12 protein-coding genes and 1 tRNA gene are annotated in these 13596 nt (G+C 69.9%); 10 read left to right on the top strand and 3 right to left on the bottom strand.

Annotated features, from left to right (window positions below):
- A partial coding sequence (locus WH07_RS19055) for a sensor histidine kinase (protein ID WP_046501358.1) occupies nucleotides 1-1322 on the bottom strand: 1322 nt, incomplete at its 3' end.
- Nucleotides 1323-1507: 185 nt separating this feature from the next.
- On the opposite strand from WH07_RS19055, the gene WH07_RS19060 reads away from it, so the two are divergent.
- The 6 genes from WH07_RS19060 (at nucleotide 1508) to WH07_RS19085 (ending at nucleotide 6480) form a co-directional block, all read left to right on the top strand.
- Nucleotides 1508-1579: transfer RNA gene (locus WH07_RS19060), tRNA-Gln, on the top strand.
- Between the two features lie 176 nt (nucleotides 1580-1755).
- Nucleotides 1756-3198 (top strand): bifunctional UDP-N-acetylglucosamine diphosphorylase/glucosamine-1-phosphate N-acetyltransferase GlmU, encoded by a 1443-nt coding sequence (gene glmU / locus WH07_RS19065; RefSeq protein ID WP_332836363.1) that lies wholly within the window; start codon nucleotides 1756-1758, stop codon nucleotides 3196-3198.
- Nucleotides 3199-3309: 111 nt separating this feature from the next.
- Nucleotides 3310-4287: a ribose-phosphate diphosphokinase gene (locus WH07_RS19070; RefSeq protein ID WP_046501331.1), complete on the top strand. Its 978-nt coding sequence runs from the start codon at nucleotides 3310-3312 to the stop codon at nucleotides 4285-4287.
- A gap of 282 nt (nucleotides 4288-4569) precedes the next feature.
- Nucleotides 4570-5169 carry a 50S ribosomal protein L25/general stress protein Ctc gene (locus WH07_RS19075; RefSeq protein ID WP_046501332.1) on the top strand — a complete coding sequence of 200 codons (600 nt, stop codon included), beginning with the start codon at nucleotides 4570-4572 and terminating at the stop codon, nucleotides 5167-5169.
- 99 nt (nucleotides 5170-5268) lie between these two features.
- Nucleotides 5269-5880, top strand: a complete 612-nt coding sequence (pth, locus tag WH07_RS19080; RefSeq protein ID WP_046501333.1) for an aminoacyl-tRNA hydrolase — start codon at nucleotides 5269-5271, stop codon at nucleotides 5878-5880.
- A gap of 114 nt (nucleotides 5881-5994) precedes the next feature.
- Nucleotides 5995-6480: a hypothetical protein gene (locus tag WH07_RS19085; RefSeq protein ID WP_408645871.1), complete on the top strand. Its 486-nt coding sequence runs from the start codon at nucleotides 5995-5997 to the stop codon at nucleotides 6478-6480.
- Between the two features lie 158 nt (nucleotides 6481-6638).
- Here the strand turns inward: WH07_RS19085 and ppc are convergent, their stop codons facing one another.
- Nucleotides 6639-9368 carry a phosphoenolpyruvate carboxylase gene (gene ppc / locus WH07_RS19090; protein ID WP_046501335.1) on the bottom strand — a complete coding sequence of 910 codons (2730 nt, stop codon included), beginning with the start codon at nucleotides 9366-9368 and terminating at the stop codon, nucleotides 6639-6641.
- Nucleotides 9369-9662: 294 nt separating this feature from the next.
- Between ppc and WH07_RS19095 the strand changes: the two genes are divergently transcribed.
- The 3 genes from WH07_RS19095 (at nucleotide 9663) to WH07_RS19105 (ending at nucleotide 12065) form a co-directional block, all read left to right on the top strand.
- The gene (locus WH07_RS19095; RefSeq protein WP_046501337.1) at nucleotides 9663-10655 is read left to right on the top strand and encodes an acyl-CoA desaturase; all 993 of its coding nucleotides are present in this window, start codon (nucleotides 9663-9665) and stop codon (nucleotides 10653-10655) included.
- Entirely contained in the window at nucleotides 10652-11350 is a 699-nt protein-coding gene (locus tag WH07_RS19100) for a TetR family transcriptional regulator (protein WP_408645872.1), read from the top strand. Before WH07_RS19095 ends, WH07_RS19100 begins: the two co-directional genes overlap by 4 nt.
- 103 nt (nucleotides 11351-11453) lie before the next feature.
- A complete protein-coding gene (locus WH07_RS19105) occupies nucleotides 11454-12065 on the top strand; it encodes a Uma2 family endonuclease (protein ID WP_046501339.1) in 612 nt (203 codons plus the stop codon).
- Here WH07_RS19105 and WH07_RS19110 read toward each other — a convergent pair.
- Nucleotides 12037-12918, bottom strand: a complete 882-nt coding sequence (locus WH07_RS19110; protein WP_046501341.1) for a trans-aconitate 2-methyltransferase — start codon at nucleotides 12916-12918, stop codon at nucleotides 12037-12039. The genes WH07_RS19105 and WH07_RS19110 overlap by 29 nt on opposite strands.
- 141 nt (nucleotides 12919-13059) lie before the next feature.
- Between WH07_RS19110 and WH07_RS19115 the strand changes: the two genes are divergently transcribed.
- Nucleotides 13060-13557 (top strand): MarR family winged helix-turn-helix transcriptional regulator, encoded by a 498-nt coding sequence (locus tag WH07_RS19115; protein WP_046501342.1) that lies wholly within the window; start codon nucleotides 13060-13062, stop codon nucleotides 13555-13557.
- Nucleotides 13558-13596: the final 39 nt, after the last annotated feature.

Raw genomic sequence — 13596 nt, forward strand, 5'->3', positions numbered from 1 at the left:
TCCGTCTCCCCCGACACGAACACCCCGCCCAGCGCCGTCACCCGCTCCCGCATCCCCACCAGACCGTTGCCCCCGCTCGGCAGCCCCGCGTCCTGCGCGCCGCCGTCCGAAGGCCCGTTCTCCACCTGCATCGCGATCTCCGACTCCCGGTGCGCCAGCCGGACCATCACCTTCGCGCCCGCCGCGTGCTTCAGCACATTGGTCAGCGCCTCCTGCACCACGCGGTACGCCGTCTGCTCCACCTCCGGCGCGTACGGGCGCGACTCCCCGTGCACCGACAGCTCCACCACCATGCCGGTCTCCCGGGACTGCCCGACCAGCGCCTCTATGTCCCCCATACCGGGACCGTCCTCGGCCGCCGCCGCTGCCGCCGCGGCAGCCGCGCGCGCCACCGCCGCCAGCGGAACCGCCGGCGAGAACGCCTGCGCCGGACCGTTCGCACCGGCCGCGCCGTCAGCGCGGTCCCCCGCCACCGCCTTGCGCGCCGCCGCCTGCTCGCCCGCCCGCAGCACCCCGAGCATCTCCCGCAGCTCCGTGAGCGCCTGCCGCCCCATGTCCCCCACCAGCGCGGCGTTCTTCACCGCCTTCTGGGGGTCCTTCAGCGCCACCGCCTGCAACGCCGCCGCGTGCACCACCATCAGACTCACCCGGTGCGCCACCACGTCATGCATCTCGCGGGCGATCCGGGTCCGCTCCTCCGTACGTGCCCACTCCGCGCGCTGCTCAGCGCGGTCGGCCAGCAGCGACAGCTCCTGCTCCAGGCTGTCGGCACGCTCGCGCAGGCTCTCCATCAGCCGCCGTCTCGCGCCGACGTACAGCCCGAACAGCACCGGCGGCGCGGTCAGCCCCACCGACATCAGCACCGCGACCACGGGCACGTACCAGCGCGCCGAGTCGAAGTTCGTGTCGACGACGTTCTGCCGGGTCCGTACGAAGGTGACGATCAGCGTCCCCACCAGCGACATCCCGGCCAGCGCGCCGATGATCCGGCGCGGCGCCTCCGAGGCGGCGAGCGTGTACAGCCCGACCAGCCCCATCAGATAGCCCATCTCCGCGGGCGTGATGGCGATCGAGACGAGCACCACGGCGAACGGCCACCGCCGCCGCACCAGCAGCACCGCCCCGGCGAGCAGCCCGAAGACCACCCCCACGGGCACCGGCAGCACGGCCGTGTCCGCGAACCGGACCCCCTCCAGCGCGCACTCCAGCGCCGATACGACAGCGAGCCCCACGTCCAGCACGACACTCCGCCACCGCCCCCACCACCACAAGCCGCGGGAAGTCACTCCCGCGGCCTGCTGCTGCGCCCCCGATGTGGTCATGCCTCCCACCCTACGGTCGCCCGCACCCCATTTTCCGGTGACCTCCGACGCACAGAACGCCCCGCAACACCCCGTAAACCTCCCCCGACCCCCCGAACTCGTGAATCACTGCATCGCGTCGAGGGCACCTGGTACGGCATAGTGTTGGGTGCCGATTGGACACCGTAGTCAAATGTCCAATTTGATCCCCCGTGGTGTAATTGGCAGCACTGTGGCTTTTGGTGCCATCTGTTCGGGTTCGAGTCCTGACGGGGGAGCCGCGCCCCTGTTTCATGAGTTCCGGGTCCCGACCCCACCGGTCGGGACCCGTCCTCGTTTCTGTGCTGAAACCCCCCGGTATCCTGCGGTTGTCCACCACTCGAAGCCGAAGGGCATTCCCGTGAGCGCCAACCATCCCCGAGTTCTCGGCTCCGCTCGAACAGGGGAGACCCCGCTGGCAGCCGTCGTCGTTCTCGCAGCGGGTGAAGGGACCCGCATGAAGTCGAGGACTCCCAAGGTCCTGCATGAGGTCTGCGGGCGGTCGCTCGTCGGACATGTCGTGTCCGCGGCCCGCGAGCTGGGGCCCGAGCAGCTTGTTGTCGTTGTCGGGCATGCCCGGGAGCAGGTCGAGGGACATCTCTCCGCCGCGTACGAGGGTGTCCGCACCGCTTATCAGGCCGAGCAGCACGGCACCGGGCACGCGGTACGGATCGGGCTCCAGGAGCTCGGGGGGGTGCTCGACGGGACCGTGGTCGTGGTCTGCGGCGACACCCCGCTGCTCACCGGCGCCACACTCAACGCGCTCGCGGCGGCCCATGCCGCCGACGGCAATGCCGTGACGGTGCTGACCGCCGAGGTGCCGGACGCGACCGGGTACGGGCGGATCGTCCGGGACGGGGTGAGCGGCTCGGTCACGGCGATCGTGGAGCACAAGGACGCCACCGAGACGCAGCGCGCGATCCGGGAGATCAACTCGGGGGTGTTCGCGTTCGACGGGAAGCTGCTGGCGGACGCGCTGGGGAAGGTCCGCACGGACAACAGCCAGGGCGAGGAGTATCTGACCGACGTGCTGGGGATCCTGCGCGAGGCCGGGCACCGGGTGGGGGCGGCGGTCGCGGCCGATCACCGGGAGATCGTGGGGATCAACAACCGGGTGCAGCTCGCCGAGGCGCGCCGGCTGCTGAACGCGCGGCTGCTGGAGCGGGCGATGCTGGCGGGGGTGACGGTGGTCGACCCGGCGTCGGTGTTCGTGGATGTGACGGTGACGTACGAGCAGGACGCGGTGGTGCATCCGGGTACGCAGCTTCTGGGGTCCACGCATCTCGGCGAGGGCGCCGAGGTGGGGCCGAACTCGCGGCTGCGGGACACACAGGTGGGCGCGGGCGCGCGGGTGGACAACACGGTCGCGGACGGCGCGGTGGTGGGCGAGGACGCGCTGGTCGGTCCGTACGCGTATCTGCGGCCGGGCACCCGGCTCGGGGTGCGGTCAAAGGCCGGCACCTATGTGGAGATGAAGAACGCGACGATCGGCGAGGGCACGAAGGTGCCGCATCTCTCGTATGTGGGGGACGCGACGATCGGCGACTTCACGAACATCGGTGCCGCGAGTGTCTTCGTGAACTACGACGGGATGCGGAAGCACCACACGACGATCGGGTCTCACTGCCGGACGGGTGCGGACAATATGTTTGTGGCGCCTGTCACGGTCGAGGACGGTGTGTACACCGCCGCGGGGTCGGTGATCACCAAGGACGTTCCGGCCGGTTCGCTGGCCGTCGCCCGGGGCCAGCAGCGGAATATCGAGGGCTGGGTGGCCAGGAAGTGGCCCGGGAGCGCGGCGGCCGAGGCTGCCGAGGCGGCTCGTACGGCGTCGGGTGACGCTGAGAGCGAAAGCTGACCGGAAACAGCGGCGCCGTTCTCGGCGTACCGTGATATCTGCACGATTCGGCTGGCTCGCATGGTTTCGCGCGGGTGCAGCGGCCATCAACACGTCTGAGGAGACAGTGCTGTGACCGGGATCAAGACGACCGGCGAGAAGAAGCTGATGCTCTTTTCCGGCCGCGCCCACCCCGAACTGGCCGAGGAGGTAGCCCATCAACTGGGGGTGGGGATCGTCCCCACCAAGGCATTCGATTTCGCCAACGGTGAGATCTATGTCCGCTATCAGGAGTCGGCTCGTGGCGCGGACTGCTTTCTGATCCAGAGCCACACGGCCCCGATCAATAAATGGATCATGGAGCAGCTCATCATGATCGACGCGCTGAAGAGGGCTTCGGCGCGGAGCATCACGGTGATCGTCCCGTTCTACGGATATGCCCGCCAGGACAAGAAGCACCGGGGCCGGGAGCCGATCTCAGCCAGGCTGGTGGCGGATCTGATGAAGACGGCGGGTGCCGACCGGATTCTGACGGTGGATCTGCACACGGACCAGATCCAGGGCTTCTTCGACGGTCCGGTCGACCACCTTTTCGCGCTGCCCGTGCTGGCGGACTACGTGGCGGCGAAGGTGGACCGCTCGAAGCTGACGGTGGTGTCGCCGGACGCGGGCCGCGTACGGGTCGCGGACCGCTGGTGCGACCGGCTGGGGGCGCCGCTGGCGATCGTCCACAAGCGGCGTGACAAGGATGTCGCGAACCAGGTGACGGTCCACGAGGTGGTCGGCAACGTGACCGGCCGGGTGTGTGTGCTGGTGGACGACATGATCGACACCGGCGGCACGATCTGCGCGGCCGCGGAGGCGCTGTTCGCCCATGGCGCCGAGGACGTGATCGTGACGGCGACGCACGGTGTGCTGTCGGGTCCGGCCGCCGACCGGCTGAAGAACTCGATGGTGAGCGAGTTCGTGTTCACGAATTCGCTGCCGGATCCGGGCAATCTGGATCTGGACAAGATCACGGTTCTGTCGATCGCGCCGACGATCGCGCGGGCGGTCCGTGAGGTCTTCGAGGACGGTTCGGTGACCAGCCTCTTCGAGGAGCAGGCGTAACACCTCCGGACACCTCCGGAGCGACACGGCCTTCGAGGCCGGTGCTCCCGGGCCAGCGGCTTCCGGACGGATGGCTTCGGGGTCGGCGGCTTCCGGGCCGGTAGATCGATTTCTGGGGCGGCCTCCCCGCCGGGTAGACTCACGGAGTTGCTCGGCGAGGGAGGCCGCACTGTTCCGGTGCGGCGGTCCGTTATCGGCGCGCTCTTCGTAGCAGGCCTGTTATGGCCGGGTGACGGTCGATTTCCGGCCACCTTGTGTTCATCCCCTACGAGGAGTGCAGCCATGGCTGAAGTGAAGATCAGCGCCGAGATCCGTACCGAGTTCGGCAAGGGCGCCGCCCGCCGTACGCGTCGCGCCAACAAGGTCCCCGCGGTCATCTACGGCCACGGCGCGGACACCGTCCATGTGACCCTGCCGGGCCACGACCTGATGATGGCGCTGAAGACGGCGAACGCCCTGATCGGTCTGGACATCGAGGGCCGCAAGGAGCTGGTGATCCCGAAGGCCGTGCAGCGCAACCCGCTCAAGGGCTTCATCGAGCATGTCGACCTGCTCGCGGTGAAGCGCGGCGAGAAGGTCACCGTCGAGGTGGCCGTGCACACCGAGGGTGACCTGGCGCCGGGCGCGAACCTGCTGGAGCACGTCCTCAGCACGCTGCCCGTCGAGGCCGAGGCCACGCACATCCCGGACTCCGTGACGGTCTCCATCGCGGGCCTGGACGCGGGTGCTTCGGTGCTGGCGAAGGACATCCCGCTGCCGTCGGGCACGACGCTGGCCGTCGACGAGGACACGGTGGTGCTCCAGGTGCTGGCCGCGCAGGCGGAGGAGCCGGCGGCCGAGGGTGCCGAGGGCGAGGGCGCCGGCGAGGGCGCGCAGGCCTGATCCGTACGCTGTTCCCCACGGGGTGGCGGGCCACAAGCCCGGCCACCCCGTACTCATACGCCCCGGATCCGTGTACGTGTACGAGGAGACGCAGCCGCGATGACGACTGGTGCCGATGCGACCGATGCCAATGCCCCGTGGCTGATCGTGGGCCTGGGGAATCCGGGGCCGGAGTACGCGGCCAACCGGCACAACGTCGGGTTCATGGTGGCCGATCTGCTGGCGGCCCGGATCCGCGGCTCGTTCCGGCGGGCGCAGAAGGCCCAGGCCACGGTGATCGAGGGCCGGATCGGCCCGCCGGGTCCGGCCGGCCGCCGGGTGGTGCTGGCCAAGCCCGCCTCGTACATGAATCTCTCCGGTGGCCCGGTCAACGCGCTGCGGGACTTCTACAAGGTGCCCACCGAGCGGATCGTCGCGGTCCATGACGAGCTGGACATCGACTACGGCACGCTCCGGCTGAAGCTCGGCGGCGGCGACAACGGCCACAACGGGCTGAAGTCCATGACGAAGGCCATGGGTCCGGGCTATCACCGGGTGCGGTTCGGGATCGGCCGGCCGCCGGGCCGGATGCAGGTCGCGGACTTCGTGCTGAAGGACTTCTCGGCGGCGGAGCGCAAGGAGCTGGACTACTTCGTGGACCGGGCGGCGGACGCGGTGGAGGCGCTGGTGCTGGAGGGGCTGGAGCGCGCCCAGGGCACGTACAACTCCTGATCACGGCCTCAGTACCGGCCGGCGGTCATCCGACTCCCGACAAGTCCCGCATTCCCGGACGTTCCCCGGCCACGAGTTGACCGAGCGCGTTCCCATGGCCAAGGATCCGGGCCTATGCGCCCTATGAAGCGGAAGCGGAGCAACTCCGACCGCGTGCTGTCGTTCGGCCGCCAGGCGGGGATGGCCTGTGTCGCCCTGCTGCTCCTTGTCGCGGGCGTCTGGTCGTCCTGGGGCTCGGCCCAGCATGTGGTGCTCGCCAAGGGCCGTGAGCACGGCACGCTGACGGTCACGGCCTGTGCGGACGAGAGCTGCACCGGGCGCTACGACCCCGACGGGCCGCAGGGCCCGCGGACCGGGATGACGATCGGGCAGTCGGTGGCCGTCAAGAAGGGCGGCGAGTTCCCGGTGGTGGTGAAGCCCGGTACGGACGAACTGGTGCGCACGGGCACGCCCGGGCTGCTGTACGCGTGGGTCCCGCTGGGCGGGGCGCTGCTGCTCGCCTCGCTGGTGATCGGCGGCGGGATGGGGCTGACCCGGACGGCCTGGGGGTCGGCGCTGGCGGGCGGGGCGCTGCTGGTGGCCGCGTTCTTCGCGGTCTGAGCGGCTGGGCCCCGTACCCCCCGTACCGGCGGCACCGTACTCGTACACGTACGAGAACCGCCGCGCTCCGGAAGCCCGGAGCGGGGCGGTCTCGATACGGCGATACGTGATCCCGGTACGGCGGTCCCGACGCGTACGGCCCGTACGGTACGAGCCCGTCAGCCGGTGTTGCGCAGTCCGGCCGCGACCCCGTTGACCGTCAGCAGCAGCGCCCGCGCGAGCAGCGGGTCCGGGGTCTCCTGCCGCTCCGCCGCCGCGCGCTGGCGGGCCAGCAGCGACACCTGGAGGTAGGAGATCGGGTCGAGATAGGCGTCCCGGATCGCGAAGGTCTGCTGGAGGACCTGGTTCGAGTCGAGGAGCTGCTCGCCTCCGGTGATCCGCAGGACTTCCCGCACGGTCAGCGCGTGCTCGGTCTCGATGTCCGCGAAGACGTGCTTCAGTTCGTCCGGCACCAGCGTGTCGACATAGTGGCGGGCGATCCGCAGATCGGTCTTGGCGAGGGTCATCTCGACATTGCCGAGGAAGTTCCGGAAGAAGTGCCACTGCTCGTACATCTCGTCGAGCACCGTGGCCGGTCCGGCCTCGCGCAGTGCCTTCAGCCCGGAGCCCACGCCGTACCAGCCCGGCACGATCTGCCGTGACTGGGTCCAGCCGAAGACCCAGGGGATGGCCCGCAGCCCGTCCAGGCCGGCACCCGAGTCGGGCCGCCGGGAGGGGCGGGAGCCGAGGTGGAGGTCGGCGAGCTGGTCGACGGGGGTGGAGGCGAAGAAGTACGCGGGCAGGTCCGGGTCCTCGACCAGTCTGCGGTACGCGGCGTGCGCGGCGTCCGAGACGGTGTCCATCGCCGCGTCCCAGCGCGCCAGTGCCTCGCCGGACTGGCGGGGCGCGGTGTGCAGGGCGGACGCCTGGAGGGTGGCGGCGACGGTCAGTTCCAGGTTCTCCCTGGCCAGGGAGGGGATCAGATACTTGTCGGAGATGACCTCGCCCTGCTCGGTCACCTTGATCTCGCCCTCCAGCGTGCCCCAGGGCTGGGCGAGGATCGCGTCGTGCGAGGGGCCGCCGCCGCGGCCGACCGTACCGCCGCGGCCGTGGAAGAGCCGCAGCCGTACGCCATGGCGGTGGGCGACATCGCGCAGGCGGCGCTGGGCCCGGTGGATCTCCCACTGGGAGGTGGTGATGCCGCCGAACTTCGACGAGTCCGAGTAGCCGAGCATGACCTCCTGGACATCGCCGCGGAGCGAGACGAGCCTGCGGTAGGAGGGGTCGGCGAGCATCTCGTCGAGGATGACGTCGGCGGCGCGCAGTTCATCGGTGGTCTCCAGCAGCGGGACGATGCCGATCTTCGCCCAGCCGCCGTGCAGATCGATCAGACCGGCCTCGCGTGCCAGGACGGCCGCCGCGAAGACGTCGTCGGCGCCCTGGCACATGGAGATGATGTACGACTCGATGACCTCGGGGCCGAAGCGCTCGAAGGCCTCCTTGACGGTGTGGAAGACACCGAGGGTCTTCTGTCCGGCGGCGTCGAGCGGCGCCGGGGTGGGCGCCAGGGGCCGGCGCGAGCGGAGCTCCTTGGCGAGGAGCTTCCGCCGGTAGTCGCGCGGCATGTCGGTGTAGCGCCAGGACTCCTCGCCGAGCCGGTCGAAGAGCTGCCCGAGGGCGTGGTGGTGGGCGTCGGCGTGTTCCCGTACGTCCATGGTGGCGAGCTGGAGTCCGAAGGCGGCGAGCGTACGGATCGTACGGTCGAGGCGGCCGTCGGCGAAGAGCCCTCCGCGGTGCTCGCGCAGCGAGGTCTGGATGAGGGTGAGGTCGTCGAGCAGCTCGGCGGTGCCGAGGTAGTCGCGGCCGGGCTGGTGCGGGGTGCCCTTGGCGAGGCGCTCGCGGGTGTTGACGAGCTTCTGGCGGATGCAGGTCGCCTTGAGGCGGTACGGCTCCTCGGCGTTGAGCCGCTTGTAGCGGGGGCTGATCTCCGGGAGCCGCTCCAGGTCGGTGCGGAGCGAGCCGAGCAGGTCCTCGGTGGCGCCGGTGTAGCGGATGGAGTTGGAGAGCTGGCCGCGGAGCTGGTCGACGAGTTCGAGGGCGTCGCCGATGCCGTGCTCGTGCTGGAGGATCAGCACCTCACGGGTGACCTCGGGGGTGACGTTCGGGTTGCCGTCGCGGTCGCCGCCGATCCAGGTGCCGAAGGTGAGCGGGCGGGTGCCGGGCGGCAGTTCGACACCGACGCGGTCCAGTTCGCCGACGAGGTCCTCCAGCACGTCGCCGACGGCGCCGGCGTGGAGTTCGTCCAGGTAGTAGATGGCGTTACGGGCCTCGTCGACGGGCTCGGGCCGTACGACACGGAGTTCGTCGGTCTGCCAGATCAGGTCGATGGCCTCGGCGAGCCGCAGGTCGTGGCGGCGCCGGTCGGAGGCGATGACGGGTGCTTCGAGGAGTTCGGCGACACGGCGGAGCTTGTTGAGGACGGAGCGGCGGGCCGCCTCGGTGGGGTGGGCGGTGAAGACGGGCCGTACGTTCAGGTTCCTGACGGTCTCGCGGAGGTGCTCGGGATCGGCGTCCTTGAGCCGGTCGGCGGTACGGGCCAGGAGTCCGCCCTCGGCGGCGCGCCGCTCGCGCATCTCCCGGCCGCGGTGCACCTGTTCGGTGACATTGGCGAGATGGAAGTAGGTGGAGAAGGCGCGCACCAGCCTGGCCGCGGTCTCCAGGTCGGTGTCGCCGAGGAGTTCGGCGGCGGCTTCGCCGTTCTCGCGCGTCAACGCGCGTACACGCTCTACGAGCTCCAGGAGCTCGGGGCCTTCCTGCCGTACGAGGGTCTCGCCCAGCAGGTCACCCAGGCGGCGGATGTCCGAGCGGAGCTCCGCGCTGGCGGATGGGGTCTGGTCGGCACTGCTCACAGGTGCGGCTCCTTGCAGTGTTTGAGCACGTCTGGAGGTTTCTGGAGACTCAGACCGCCCGGCGATGACCGTCCGGCGATCGGCGGTGTCGGTCTGGCGGACCGCGCTGTCCGACGTCCACCAGGATAGGTGCCCTTCGCCTGGTGTTATCCACAGCCCTCTTGTCGCGGCGTTCGGCACTGCCATACTTACGATGCCGTAGGTTACGCACCCGTATCGAGGTTTCCGCTCCAGTTTCTCCCAGTAACTGCCAGTTCCTCACCCCAGGCCCATTCCTCACCCCAGGGGACCCCAATGACCACACCCCCCGATGTGATCGAAGATTCCTCCCTTCCTCCCCAGTCCGCCGACGGTGCCCCGCTGCCCTCCGCCACGCTCGGCGGGGACAGCAAGGGATCCATCGAGCAGATCGCTCTCCTGCTCTTCATCGTCATTCCCTTCCTCGCACTGCTGGCGGCGGTGCCGCTGGCCTGGATGTGGGGAGGGGTGAGCTGGCTCGATCTGACGCTGATGGTGGTCATGTACTACATCGGCTGCCATGGCGTCACGATCGGCTTCCACCGCTATTTCACACATGGTTCGTTCAAGGCGCGGCGCCCGCTGCGGATCGCGCTGGCCGTGGCCGGTTCGCTGGCCGTGGAGGGCCCGCTGGTGCGCTGGGTGGCGGACCACCGCAAGCACCACAAGTTCTCGGACGCGGAGGGCGATCCGCACTCGCCCTGGCGGTTCGGCGAGACGCTGCCGGCCCTGCTGAAGGGGCTGTGGTGGGCGCACATCGGCTGGCTGTTCGACGAGGAGCAGACGCCGCAGCACAAGTACGCGCCGGATCTGATCAAGGACCCCGCGATCCGTACGATCTCCCGGCAGTTCGTGCTGTGGACGGTCGTCTCGCTGGCGCTTCCGCCGCTGGTCGGCGGGCTGGTGACGATGTCCTGGTGGGGCGCCTTCACCGCGTTCTTCTGGGGTTCGCTGGTGCGGGTGGCGCTGCTGCACCATGTGACGTGGTCGATCAATTCGATCTGCCACGCGGTCGGCAAGCGGCCCTTCAAGTCCCGTGACCGGTCGGGCAATGTGTGGTGGCTGGCGGTCCTCTCCTGCGGCGAGTCGTGGCACAACCTGCACCACGCGGACCCGACGAGCGCGCGGCACGGAGTGCTCAGGGGACAGGTCGATTCGAGTGCCAGGATCATCCGCTGGTTCGAGCTGCTGGGCTGGGCGTCCGACGTGCGCTGGCCCTCCGCTTCCCGTGTGGACTCGCGGCGCAAGAGCGCAGTCGCCAAGGCATGATGGGCACCGTGGCGACCGACGGCAGTACCAGCGGCAAGGGCAGCACCGAGCAGGGCCGGACGACCGGCGCCCGGCGCGCCCGCAGGGTCCGGATGACCGGTGCGGAACGCCGCGAGCAACTGCTGGACATCGGCCGCACGGTCTTCGCGGAGAAGGGTTTCGAGGCGACGTCGGTGGAGGAGATCGCGGCGAAGGCCGGGGTCTCCAAGCCCGTCGTGTACGAGCACTTCGGCGGCAAGGAGGGGCTGTACGCGGTGGTCGTGGACCGCGAGATGCGGCAGCTGCTGGACATGGTGACGGGCGCGCTGACCGCCGGGCATCCGCGTGAGCTGCTGGAGCAGGCCGCGTTCGCGCTGCTCGACTACATCGAGACGTACACGGACGGCTTCCGCATCCTGGTGCGCGACTCCCCGGTCGCGCAGTCCACGGGCACGTTCGCGTCGCTGATCAGCGATATCGCCACGCAGGTCGAGGACATCCTCGGCATGGAGTTCAAGGCCCGGGGCTTCGACCCCAAGCTCGCCCCGCTGTACGCGCAGGCACTGGTGGGCATGGTGGCCCTGACCGGCCAGTGGTGGGTGGACACCCGCCGCCCGAAGAAGTCGGAAGTGGCGGCCCATCTGGTGAACCTGGCCTGGCACGGCCTGGAGAACCTGGAACCGAGGCCGCGCCTGATAGGCCACCGGAGGGCGTGAGCGGGGGGGCGGGCGCGTCAGCCGTTGCGGGTGCGGTCACTCATTGTGATGAGGTCGGCTGATTCCGCCGTGCGGCGAGGCTGACGGGTCGAGCATGTGCCTCATGGAAGAACCCCTGCACGAAGCGTGGCCCGAGGCGCCGTACGTGCTGCCTCAGCCCCCGGCCGACGGCTGGACGGTGGACGACCTGTTCACGCTGCCGGATCTCCCGCCGCACACCGAGCTGATCGACGGAAGCCTGGTCTTCCGCAGCCCTCAGCAGGATTTCCATAGCGTGATGGTTGACCTGCTGACCTCCGGCCTGCGCCGGACCGTCCCCCCGGTGATGGAGGTCGAACGCCAGATGACGGTAATCCTCGACCGCCGCAACGCTCCCGAGCCGGATATATCGGTCGTCCGCGCCGCGGCAGCCTTCAGCCTGGAACAGACCAGCTTCTTGGCGGCCGATGTGCTCCTCGCCGTAGAGGTGATCTCGCCGGACTCAGAATCCCGCGACCGTGACACCAAGCCACGGAAGTACGCGGCCGCAGGTATCCCGAACTACTGGCTGGTCTATATGGACTGGACCAACAGACTTCCGGTCGTACGCGTCTATGAGCTGGACCCGCTGTCCAAGACGTACACGCTGACGGGGATCCACCACGACCGTCTCAAGACCGGTGTCCCGTTCACGGTCGACATCGACATCACTCTGGAAGCGCTGAACCGACTCTGACCCGGTCGGCGGGCTTGTGGGCCACGGCGAAGATGCGGCGGAACGGGAAGACCGTGCCGTGCGGGCCCGGTGGGTAGGCCTCGCGGAGCAGGGCGCGGTATTCCGTGGTGAACTCCTCCGTCGCCTGCTCGTCGCCGTCGAGCGCGGTGAGGACCGGGCGCAGAGCCGTGCCCTTGACCCAGTCGAAGACCGGGTCGTCGCCGGTGAGCTGCTGGATGTATGTCGTTTCCCAGACGTCCACCGCGCAGCCGAGGGCGGTCAGGCGCGCGAGGTAGTCGGCGGGGTCCAGGACGGTGTCGGCGGGGCGCTCGGGGCCGCCGCCGAGCCGGTCGCGCCAGCGCGGGGACGCGCACAGTCCGGCGAGCAGGGTGTGGCTGGGCGAGGTGAAGTTGCCGGGGACCTGGAAGGCGAAGGTGCCGCCGGGCGCGAGACCGTCGATCCAGGCCGCGAAGGAGTCGGCGTGGCCGGGCACCCACTGGAGGGCGGCGTTGGAGACGATCAGTCCGTACGGTTCGCCGGGCGCCCAGTGCGCGAGATCGGCGGCCCGGAAGTCCATCGCCCCGCCGCCCGCGGTGGGCCCCGCGTACTCCTCGCGGGCCCGGTCGAGCATCTCGGGCGAGTTGTCGAAGCCGGTGATACTGGCGGCGGGCCAGCGTTCGGCGATCAGCGCGGTGACATTGCCGGGGCCGCAGCCGAGGTCGGCGATCGCGAGCGGCCCGGTGCCCGGCCCGCCGTCGCCGCCCGGCAGGCCGGGGATACGGGCCAGCAGGTCCAGGAACGGGCGGCCGCGGAGGCCGGAGTGCCGGAGGTACTGGGCCGGGTCCCAGATCGGTGCGGACGGTGCGGAGTGCATGGTCGGGCCCCTGTCACGGTCGCGGAACGGCCCGCCGGAACCGGCTCACGGCCTGCCCTCGGCGGTCGTACCCCAGCCTGCAACGGCGCATCTCTTGACGTCAAGAGACTTCACATCGAGGGACCCTCTACACTGATCGTCATGGAGGACGAGGTCGACCGACTGGTAGCGGCATGGCGCCGGGAGCGCCCCGACCTCGACGTGGAACCGCTCGAGGTCCTCAGCCGTGTCAGCAGGCTGGCCCGCCATCTCGACCGCGCGCGCCGGATCGCTTTCTCCGAGCACCAGTTGGAGCCGTGGGAGTTCGACGTACTGACCTCGCTGCGGCGCGCCGGAGCACCGTACCAGCTCTCCCCCGGGCAGCTTCTGACCCAGACCCTGGTCACCTCGGGCACGATGACGAACCGGATCGACCGGCTGGCGAAGAAGGGCCTGGTCGAGCGGCTGCCGGACCCCAGCGACCGGCGCGGGGTGCTCGTACGCCTCACCGCGGAGGGCCGCGACCGCGCGGACCAGGCACTCGCCGGCCTGCTGGCCCAGGAGCGCGCGATCCTGGGCGAGCTGTCCCGTACGCAGCGGCACGAACTGGCGGGCCTGCTACGGCAGTTGACGGCGCCCTTCGACAACGTACCGAGCTAGGCCGTGTCAGACACGGCCTAGGGCGCCGGACGGGCCGAT

The organism is Streptomyces odonnellii, assembly GCF_000981895.1.
GTDB lineage: Bacteria > Actinomycetota > Actinomycetes > Streptomycetales > Streptomycetaceae > Streptomyces > Streptomyces odonnellii.

Bases quoted from the DNA above. Each gene is read 5' to 3' on its own strand.
- WH07_RS19110 (WP_046501341.1), bottom strand. From the start codon at position 12,918: ATGCACTCCGCACCGTCCGCACCGATCTGGGACCCGGCCCAGTACCTC.
- WH07_RS19085 (WP_408645871.1), top strand. From the start codon at position 5,995: ATGCGCCCTATGAAGCGGAAGCGGAGCAACTCCGACCGCGTGCTGTCG.
- WH07_RS19105 (WP_046501339.1), top strand. From the start codon at position 11,454: ATGGAAGAACCCCTGCACGAAGCGTGGCCCGAGGCGCCGTACGTGCTG.
- pth (WP_046501333.1), top strand. From the start codon at position 5,269: ATGACGACTGGTGCCGATGCGACCGATGCCAATGCCCCGTGGCTGATC.
- WH07_RS19095 (WP_046501337.1), top strand. From the start codon at position 9,663: ATGACCACACCCCCCGATGTGATCGAAGATTCCTCCCTTCCTCCCCAG.
- WH07_RS19115 (WP_046501342.1), top strand. From the start codon at position 13,060: ATGGAGGACGAGGTCGACCGACTGGTAGCGGCATGGCGCCGGGAGCGC.
- WH07_RS19100 (WP_408645872.1), top strand. From the start codon at position 10,652: ATGATGGGCACCGTGGCGACCGACGGCAGTACCAGCGGCAAGGGCAGC.
- WH07_RS19075 (WP_046501332.1), top strand. From the start codon at position 4,570: ATGGCTGAAGTGAAGATCAGCGCCGAGATCCGTACCGAGTTCGGCAAG.